Here is a 7,144-nt window from a genome sequence, read left to right on the forward strand (position 1 = left end):
AAACCCCAGCCGAGAAACACGATCCACCGGGTTGAGCACGAACCCAAGGATCGACCCGCCCCAAATCCCGTAAGCATCCTTGGGTTCCTGCCAAGAAACCTTCAGTTCGCGTGAACTCCGGGCAAAGCCGTCCCCGCCCGCCGAACCCGGCGTGCGCCGCCAAGCGCACCGGGCTCTCCACAAATCCCTTCGGGCAGTGGATGTTTGCCTCATGCCGCACTCGGCCACGGCGACGCGATCTTCGTGCCCCGGTAGTAGTAGCGCTTGGCGCTGACTCGGGCGGGGTCGAACAGTGTCACGCCGCCGTCGCCGGGCCAGATGCCGTAGCGTCGGCGTAGTTGTTTCCAGGGGGTTCGCCGATGCTTGCGTTCCTGCCACCTGACGATCTCCTGCCAGAGATAGGCACGCAGGTAGCTGAAGGTCGCGTTCGAGCATCCGAACTTGAAGTACGCGGTCCAGCCCCGCAGCATCCGGTTGAGATGGATGAGCAGGACCTTCAGCGGCAGGTTCGTGCCCTTGCGGCACCACGCCTTGATCTTGGCCTTGACAGCGACCAGCGCCTTCTTGGCCGGGTAGACGTAGACGTAGCGTTTGTTCGTGCCCCGTTTCCGGTGCCGCTGGATGCGCCAGCCGAGAAAGTCGAGACCTTCGTCGATGTGGGTGACCAGGGTCTTTTCCGGCGATAGGCGCAGGCCCATCGTCGTCAGGACCTCGGTGATCTCTTCCTTGAGGGCTTCGGCGTGCGCCTTGGTGCCCGATACGACCAGGCACCAGTCATCCGCTTATGCGGACTGCGGGGTTATGCCGACCGTGACGTGATGGTGCTGGTGGGTGGGGGTTGACGGGGTGGATGGTCGGCATAATCCGGGTCTTGTGACCGGGGCGGTTTCGCGTCTTGGTGGTTGAAGAACAACCATTCGAGACGGGAGAAGATCGTGAGCGTCGAGGTGTCCCCGGTCGCAGTGCTGCTGGCCGGGTTCCGTTCGTGGCTGGCCGGCGAGCGGGGATTGTCGCGGGAGACGGTGCGCTGTTACGGCACTCAGGCCGGCATCTTCCTGGGTTGGCTGCCGTGTCCGGTGGATATTGCTGTGCGACAGCTGGATTCGGGTCAGGTCACCGGGTTCATGGTCGACTATTGCCGTGACCGCAACACGTGGTCGATGAAGGCGATGGTGACATCGTTGCGAGCGCTGTTGCGGTTCCTGCACGCGTCCGGGCAGACACCGACACCGCTGGCGGACGCGGTTCCGGGGGTGGCGGGATGGCGGTTGGCGTCGCTGCCGCGCGGGCTGGACGCCACGGTGGTGGCGCGGCTGTTGGAGTCTTGCGACCGCACGACCGTGGTGGGGCGCCGCGACTACGCGATCTTGACGGTGCTGGCGCGGCTGGGATTGCGCGGCGCCGAAGTCACCGGTTTGACGATCGATGACTTCGATTGGCGCAGTGGCGAAATCGTCGTCCACGGCAAAGGGAATCGCCTCGATCGGCTGCCGCTGCCGGTCGATGTCGGCGAAGCGATCGTTGCCTATCTGACCGACGGCCGGCCGGCCAGCACCGGGCGGGCGATCTTCTGCACCGTCCGGGCGCCCTATCGGCCGTTGACGGCGGCGGCGCTGCGGCAGGTCATGGGCCGCGCCTGCCGCCGCGCGAGCCTACCTCGGGCAGGCGCGCATCGTCTGCGGCACTCGCTGGCCACCGACATGCTCCGAGCAGGGGCGTCGCTTCCGCAGGTGGGTCAGGTGCTGCGGCATCGCAGCGCGTTGTCGACGGCGATCTATGCGAAGGTCGACGAGAACGCGCTGCGCCCGTTGGCGCGGCCGTGGCCGACGGGAGCACAGTCGTGACCGGGCTGCGGCGCGCCGTCGAGGATTATCTGGCCCTGCGGCGGGCGCTGGGGTTCAAGCTGACCACCCAAGCTGCGCAACTGATGTCGTTCGTCGACTACTGCGAAACCCGCGGCAGCGACCGGATCACCAGCGAGCTGGCGGTCGAGTGGGCGACCACGACCCGCAGCGGCAGCAGTCACGATGCCTATCTGGCGCGCAGGTTGATGACCGTGCGGATCTTCGCCCGCCATTACAAGACCCTCGACCCCGACAGTGAGATCCCGCCCGAAGACGCCCTACCGCATCACAAGTGCCGGATCGCGCCCTATCTGTATTCGCCTGGTGATATCACCGCGCTGCTCGATGCGGCCGCCCAGCTGCAGCCACCGCTGCGGGCAGCGACCTGGCAGACGCTGATCGGGCTTCTCGCGGTGACCGGCATGCGCAAGAGCGAGGCCTGCCGCCTCGACGATGGTCACCTCGACCTCGACAATGCGACCCTGGTCGTGCTGGACTCGAAATTCGGCAAATCGCGGCGGCTGTTCCTGCACCCCTCGACGGTCGCTGCGTTGCGCGACTACCGGCAGCGGCGCGACCGGTGGTGCCCGCACCGGGCCGAGGCGAGTTTGTTCGTCTCCATCCGCGGCACCCGCCTGGACGCCGAAAACCTTTCGGCCACTTTCAATGGTCTGGTCGAGGCGGCCGGGATCATCACGCTGCCGGGACAGCGTCGGCCTCGGCTGCATGACCTGCGGCATTCCTTCACCGTCGCCACGTTGATCGACTTCTATCGCGGTGGCGGCGATATTCAGGCTCGGCTGCCGATCTTGTCGACCTGGCTCGGTCATGTCGACCCGAAGTCGACATATTGGTATCTGCAGCAGGTCCCGCAGTTGCTCACCTTGGCCGCTTACCGTCTGGAATCGGTTGGAGGTGACCGGTGATGACCGCGTTGGCTCCGATCCTGCAGGGATTCTTCACCGACAAGTTGATGCGGCAACGCCGCGCCGGCCCGAACACCATCGCCGCCTACCGCGACACCTGGCGGCTGCTGCTGCAATTTGCCTCCCGCACAACCGCAACCGCTGCCAGCGGTCTCGATCTCGCGCAGCTCGACACCGCGCTGGTCACCGCGTTTCTCGAGCACCTGGAAACCGACCGAGCCAACAGCACCGCCACCCGCAACGCCCGCCTGGCCGCGATCCGATCGCTGTTCCGCTATGCGGCGCTGCACGCACCCGAACACGCCGACCACATCAGCCGGGTGCTGGCAATCCCACCCAAGCGATGCGACCGGCCGATCGTATGTTTCCTCACCGCCGACGAGATCGACGCACTGCTGGCCGCACCCGACCGCACCACCCGGCTCGGCCGCCGCGACCACGCCCTGCTGCTGCTCGCCTGCCAAACCGGGCTACGGGTCTCCGAACTGATCGGCCTCACGCGCAGCGACATCCACCTCGAGGCTGGCGCACACATCTGCTGCCACGGCAAAGGCCGCAAGGACCGGGCCACCCCAATCACCCGGCAAACCGTTGCCGCCCTACGGATCTGGCTCACCGAAAACCCCGGCAGAACCGACGATCCGGTGTTCACCACGTGGGAGGGCCGACCATTGTCACGAGACGCGGTGGCCAAACTCGTCACCAAGCACGCCACCTGGGCCGCAGCCAACTGCCCGAGCCTCGCCACCAAGAACGTCACCCCGCACACCCTGCGTCATTCTGCGGCCATGGCGTTACTGCACGCCGGGGTCGACACCTCGGTCATCGCCCTCTGGCTCGGCCACGAAGATCCCAGCTCCACCCACGCCTACCTACACGCCGACATGACCATCAAAGAGCAAGCACTGGCTCGCCTCACACCCCCGAACACCAAACCCGGACGCTATCGCGCCCCCGACACCCTGCTCGCCTTCCTCGACAGCCTCTAACCGCCCCGATCACAAGGCCCGGATTATGCCGACCATCCACCCCGTCAACCCCCACCCACCAGCACCATCACGCCACGGTCGGCATAACCCCGCAGTCCGCATAAGCCGATTTATGCCGACGTCGGCATAAGTCCGCGTACCGGCAGAGCCGGTAGTTGGGCAGACCGTGACGCCGCCGCTTGGCCCGCTCGTAGTTGCTGGCAGCCGGGCCTCCGGGCGCTTGGGCGACGAAGTCGTCCAAGACCGACAAGGCTACGTTGCTGAGCAACGGGGAAAGGATCGACCCCTGCGGAGTACCCGCACTGGTGTCGGCCAGCGTGCCGTCCTCGGTGAGGATGCCCGCCTTCAGAAATGCTTTCACCAGCGCCAGAACGCGTTTGTCCCCGATTCTTCTGCGCACCCGGTCCATGAGCCGGATGCGAGATTTCGTCGAAGCAGGCTTTGATGTCTCCCTCCACCACCCACTCATACGAGCGGGACGCGAAATGATGCACCTCGGCCACCGCGTCATGAGCACGGCGGTTCGGGCGGAACCCGTAGGAACACGGGCGGAAATCCGCCTCGAACACCGGTTCGAGTACCAGTTTCAAGGACGCTTGGACCACTCGGTCGCGGATCGTTGCGATCCCCAGATAGCGAAGCTTGCCGCCCGCCTTGGGAATCGCTCGCTGCCGGACCGGAAGAGGCTGGAAACTTCGGGCTTTCACATCGACCCGCAGCTGAGCCAGGAACTCGGCGGTCCCGCGTTCGGCCTCGATGTAGTGGGCGGTTTCTCCGTCCACTCCGGCCGTGCGTGCGCCCCTGTTGTTCCGCACCCGATCCCACGCCACCAGCAAGAACGCGGGATCGGCGACGAGATTGAACAGATCATCGAACCTGCGATGAGGATCATCACCGGCCCAACGGTGCAGCTTGGTTTGGATCTCCAGTACCCGACGCTCGGCCATCATCAGCTCGAACGCCAGCTCGTCGGTATTCACCGACGATCCTTCCGGCATTCCACACTCCTCCCTGCTGACTTGCTGGCTCCCTTCGCCATGCACACGCCTCTCGCGTGCTCGGACTACTACGGAGCCTCCGCCCCACCTGAAATCTTCAGCCGACGACGGGCCTATCCCGCACTGGCAGATGGATTCCGCAGCGCGGGAACGATTTCGAGCGGTTCCCGTGTTCACCAGAAATCGATCGATCGGGTAGGCACCCAGCTTTGCTCCGGCAGCATCGCCATGGCTACGCCGCAGTCCTTCACCATGGCCTCCTCACCGGCACGCTTAGCCGGCTTCGGAGTCGACCACCCGTAACGGGTTGTCGTGCACTGCGTCCCGGCCCATATCCGCCAGATTTGAGCCGGTGCCTCGCTTACGAAGCTTTAACCACTGGTTCCTCTCGTATACCGTCCGATCTCGCTCGCCGGACCCGGCCCGTCTGGCAGTTCCGAACCGTCCCGGCTACCGCAGCGCTGCTTCCCGTCCTCCCCGGCGTCTCCCGGATCGGACTGCGCTCCGCTCCTACCAGGCTGCTGCGACAGCCCAGCGAGAAGGTCTTTCACCTCCTTCGATTCCTGGCGCCTCACGGCGCACAGACGCCTCGTGGCGCACGTGCCCTTCGGCCCAGTCCACGCCGCAGTAACGGTGCATCTATCCCTCCATCCGGTATGTTTGCGCTGGTCTCGAACCCAAGCGAAAACGCGCAGCGCCCTACTTACGAGCCTCTGTGGGCTTGCCTCCGATGAGCTGTTCGCGATCCCAGCTCACCCGCACGGCGCCGGTCTGTGTCAGAGCTCGAAGGCTCCCGAGTGTCGCGGCCGTGCGGGATGCGCGGTTATCGTTTCGGGCCAAGGGTGTGCTGGCGTTGCTGATCGCGGCCGGCGGGAGTGAGGATTTCACGATCGAGTCGATCGCGGCCGTGGGCACCGACGATCCCGCCGCCATCACAATCGCGTTGCAGGAACTCGTCGAGCACGGCTACCTGGCCCGCCAACGCCAGCCCGACGGGCAGCTCAGCGAAACCGAATGGGTCATCACCGACACCCCTAACGGGCCCGAAACACCGTGATACCGGCAGAGACCGCGCCGGACGGCACCCCTGTTCCGAGTAGGAGGACGCGAGCCTCCGCGCAGGCCCCACTCTGCGGGGGCGGACGCTGTTGTTTCAGTCGATGAGTTCTTCGTCGCCGCATTCGCTGCAGCGCCACAACTCGCCGCCGTTGGCCAGTTCGGCGATCTATATCAGTGCGCCCTGGCTGTGGCAGGCCGCGCAGTCAAGGTAGGTATCGCGACGGTGATAGGACTCGGTGAGCTCGCCCAGCAGCGCCCAGTCCTCGTCCCCGCCAGGGGAGCCGCTGTCGCGCATTTTCGTTGCCTCCCGGCTGCGTCTGATCCCCGTCCTTGCCGGGTGAAATGTGGTGATGGGCCACGAAACTACCCCGGCGGTGAGTGCGAGAACCTGCGGGTTCACCACCGGTGGGTATACCGGGATGCGCACCCCGCAGCGAGACCACCCGCCCACGGCAAGCAGATCCCCACGGGCGCCAGGCATGGCACCGCCCAGGCCGCGTGCGCCGTCCTGGGCGGGTGGGGAGGGCGAGTCGCACAACAGCCCTCGAACAAGTCGCCGGATCAGAGCAAACCCGGCGACCCGCCCACGATAACACCACCCAGTCCGCTTTGCTGAAAGATTGCTTGACCAGGTTATTCATGCCTGTTCGGCGTGGTGGGCGGGGGACGTCATGGCTCGGGGTGCCTCATCCGGTGGATTACCTGCTGCTGCGCTGCCCGCTTTTCCTCTTGCGACAGTGCGCCGGCGGCGGCGGCCTGGGCGATCCGTTCGAGTTCGCTGCGGCCGGTTATCGGGTCGTGCAGTGGCTGCGCGACCCGGTCTCGGAGCAGTCCGGCCAGCCGGATCAGCCTTTTCATGGGGGCAAGCGGCACCGCGATGATCGAGCAGATCAGTCCCACGGGCCGGCCTTCCGATGTTCCTGTGATCCTGGCGCGACGGCGCCAGGGGGCACGGTGCGCGCGCACCCACCGATTTCGTTGCAGCCGTCGAGGCGTCCGCATGCCATGTTCCATACCGCCCAGTCCAGGTTATCGCGTCCGCGTCCGGTGCCTGTGGCTCGTGTCCTCACCCCATCGCACGTTGTCGGCACGTTCGTCCGGCGGAATGGGGTCAAGGCCCGACTTCGTGCACTGCGGCATCGGCTCGCACGTCGAGGACCGCCAGCAGGACCATCCGGCACACGGACATGTTCGACAGGTGCCCGTGCAGTGTGATCACCGCGTGTGCTGCGGCTCGCCGGCATTCCTGGACGAGATCGACGAACGCCGGGGGAAGGGTCCCGCCCTGGGGTGGCGGCTCGTGGAATACGGCGCCCAACTCGTAGCCA

General features: G+C 65.9%; 8 protein-coding genes and 1 pseudogene. 4 read left to right on the forward strand and 5 right to left on the reverse strand.

The window, feature by feature from the left end:
- Window positions 1-209 precede the first annotated feature (209 nt).
- Window positions 210-698, reverse strand: coding sequence for a group II intron maturase-specific domain-containing protein (locus IU459_RS36015; protein ID WP_195134068.1), 489 nt, complete (start codon window positions 696-698; stop codon window positions 210-212).
- Window positions 699-935: 237 nt separating this feature from the next.
- Between IU459_RS36015 and IU459_RS36020 the strand changes: the two genes are divergently transcribed.
- From IU459_RS36020 to IU459_RS36030, 3 genes are read left to right on the forward strand one after another with little or no spacing between them, the layout of a single operon-like run.
- The gene (locus IU459_RS36020; protein WP_324199160.1) at window positions 936-1,844 is read left to right on the forward strand and encodes a site-specific integrase; all 909 of its coding nucleotides are present in this window, start codon (window positions 936-938) and stop codon (window positions 1,842-1,844) included.
- Entirely contained in the window at window positions 1,841-2,770 is a 930-nt protein-coding gene (locus IU459_RS36025) for a tyrosine-type recombinase/integrase (RefSeq protein ID WP_195134069.1), read from the forward strand. Before IU459_RS36020 ends, IU459_RS36025 begins: the two co-directional genes overlap by 4 nt.
- A complete protein-coding gene (locus IU459_RS36030) occupies window positions 2,770-3,759 on the forward strand; it encodes a tyrosine-type recombinase/integrase (RefSeq protein WP_195134070.1) in 990 nt (329 codons plus the stop codon). The genes IU459_RS36025 and IU459_RS36030 overlap by 1 nt, the downstream gene beginning before the upstream one ends.
- 130 nt (window positions 3,760-3,889) lie before the next feature.
- On the opposite strand, the pseudogene IU459_RS36035 reads toward IU459_RS36030, so the two are convergent.
- Window positions 3,890-4,739, reverse strand: a pseudogene (locus IU459_RS36035) (reverse transcriptase domain-containing protein); the annotation flags it as partial.
- 862 nt (window positions 4,740-5,601) lie between these two features.
- Between IU459_RS36035 and IU459_RS36040 the strand changes: the two are divergent.
- A complete protein-coding gene (locus IU459_RS36040; RefSeq protein ID WP_195134071.1) occupies window positions 5,602-5,814 on the forward strand; it encodes a hypothetical protein in 213 nt (70 codons plus the stop codon).
- A 168-nt stretch (window positions 5,815-5,982) separates the two neighbouring features.
- Here the strand turns inward: IU459_RS36040 and IU459_RS36045 are convergent, their stop codons facing one another.
- The 3 genes from IU459_RS36045 to IU459_RS39060 form a co-directional block, all read right to left on the reverse strand.
- Window positions 5,983-6,216: a hypothetical protein gene (locus tag IU459_RS36045; RefSeq protein ID WP_195134072.1), complete on the reverse strand. Its 234-nt coding sequence runs from the start codon at window positions 6,214-6,216 to the stop codon at window positions 5,983-5,985.
- A 269-nt stretch (window positions 6,217-6,485) separates the two neighbouring features.
- A complete protein-coding gene (locus IU459_RS36050; protein WP_195134073.1) occupies window positions 6,486-6,716 on the reverse strand; it encodes a gas vesicle protein GvpG in 231 nt (76 codons plus the stop codon).
- A gap of 211 nt (window positions 6,717-6,927) precedes the next feature.
- A partial coding sequence (locus tag IU459_RS39060) for a hypothetical protein (protein WP_228838995.1) occupies window positions 6,928-7,144 on the reverse strand: 217 nt, incomplete at its 5' end.

The sequence above is a fragment of the Nocardia amamiensis genome, assembly GCF_015477605.1.
Lineage (GTDB): Bacteria > Actinomycetota > Actinomycetes > Mycobacteriales > Mycobacteriaceae > Nocardia > Nocardia amamiensis_A.

Excerpts from the sequence above, each read along its gene's own strand:
- IU459_RS36030 (WP_195134070.1), top strand. The coding sequence starts at position 2,770 with ATGACCGCGTTGGCTCCGATCCTGCAGGGATTCTTCACCGACAAGTTG.
- IU459_RS36015 (WP_195134068.1), bottom strand. The coding sequence starts at position 698 with ATGGGCCTGCGCCTATCGCCGGAAAAGACCCTGGTCACCCACATCGAC.